The organism is Mesotoga sp. HF07.pep.5.2.highcov, from assembly GCF_003666285.1.
Taxonomy (GTDB): Bacteria; Thermotogota; Thermotogae; order Petrotogales; family Kosmotogaceae; genus Mesotoga; species Mesotoga prima.
In genome coordinates, this window is record NZ_JFHJ01000385.1 from 1 (window position 1) to 1,560 (window position 1,560).

General features: G+C 46.5%; 2 protein-coding genes. Both read right to left on the reverse strand.

The window, feature by feature from the left end; all coding sequences use genetic code 11:
• Positions 1 to 127: 127 nt before the first annotated feature.
• Positions 128 to 472, reverse strand: a complete 345-nt coding sequence (locus BG32_RS08240) for a DUF86 domain-containing protein (RefSeq protein ID WP_006490194.1) — start codon at positions 470 to 472, stop codon at positions 128 to 130.
• Entirely contained in the window at positions 469 to 798 is a 330-nt protein-coding gene (locus BG32_RS08245; RefSeq protein ID WP_409072656.1) for a nucleotidyltransferase family protein, read from the reverse strand. The genes BG32_RS08240 and BG32_RS08245 overlap by 4 nt, the downstream gene beginning before the upstream one ends.
• Positions 799 to 1,560: the final 762 nt, after the last annotated feature.

The window sequence follows — 1,560 nt, forward strand, 5'->3', positions numbered from 1 at the left end:
GGTGTCGATCTTATCCAAGAACGAAGAACCTGGACGCGCAGCGTCGGAACGAAGAACTACTCTTTCTAGGGTCGGTTCCATGATCCGGAACGGGCAACCAAGGACGGCTCTTCACAGCGCTCAGCGATCAATGGGTCTTATTCATTATCCTTGACAAGTCACTTTTCAGTGCCGGAAGACTTTCCTGAACGGTTTTCCAGACAATCTCTAGATCCGTTTCAAGGTACTCATGAATAAGTACATCGCGCATTCCGGCGATTTCCTTCCAGGGAATGTTCGGATGGGCTGTTCGAAATGAAAGGGGAATTTTCTTGACCGTTTCACCAATTAGCAGTAAGGCGTACAGAACTGAGTAGTTGATCGATCTCTTAAGTTCGAATTCGCTGAAAGACACTCCTTGGAGAAACCCTTCGATTTCTCCTATGAGCCTAAGAATCTCTTTGATATGTTTCTCCGCGTCGTCTGGTCTCACGATATGTATTTGACCTCGCACAAGACCCGATCTTCATAGTCTTTTCTTAATGCTCTGCGAGTTACCAGATCAACCTGCTTTTCAAGTAGTGATGAGAGGTCGTTCTTAAGCCTTATGAACTCGAAGAGATCGGGAGTCTGTTCGAAATCAACAAGAATGTCCACGTCACTGTTTTCAGTGTATGAATTTGTCGCGTAGGAACCAAAGACCCCAATGGTTCTTACATTGTACTCCTCTTTCAGTTCTGAAAGCTTCCCGGAGAGCTTTGAAAGTATCTCCTCCAGAGTATTCATACTGTTCCTCCACGATAAGTATTGTTCTAGCAAATTATAGCACTGACAGCCGTAATGCCCGCTTCGCGGGTAAACAAAGGATCAGGTTAGGAAGCAGGGTTAATAGGAGCGGGTGGAAAGAAAAAGTGAGGATAATATTCATTGCTAACAGTCCAGTCACCTAAGAAAAAGTTCTTTGTTGGCCATTCAACTTTCCAGACCTGGGAGAGCAGTGCTAGAGGAATAAACACGCCCGTTTTACTTCGAAGTCCGTGAACCTGTGCAGAATCACAGTGACAAAGAAAGGCGTTAGCATTAGCAATTAAAGATAGCAGTCTTCTTTTGCATCGCGTCACATGAGATGATTCTGCTCTGAATCTCGCTCTTCTCGTGAGTGAGCAAACTCTCGATAACGCTCCTTCTCGCTTGATTTTATCCAAGGACGGGTCAATGATCCGGGACGAGTCACGGAGGACGGTTCTTCACAGCGCACAGCGGCTCTCAGGATCGAGATGCTGAAACAAGTTCAGATGAAGGATTTAGACGCTTTCGGAACAAGCATTCGTTGTCATTCCACGGAGCCTGCCCTGAAATGCTCTGTTCAGGGTCATCCCGAACTTGTTTCGGGATCTTGGTGTTGATCTTATCCAAGGACCGGTCCATGATTTGGGACGAGTCACGAAGGACGGCTCTTCACAGCGCTCAGCGGGTTCTCCGCTTTTAAGCGAAAAGCGGTTCTTATGCTTGCAACTTGGAACTCACAACTTGCAACTGATCTCCGAAGGACGGCTCTTAATGATCTTGATCTTAAATCCC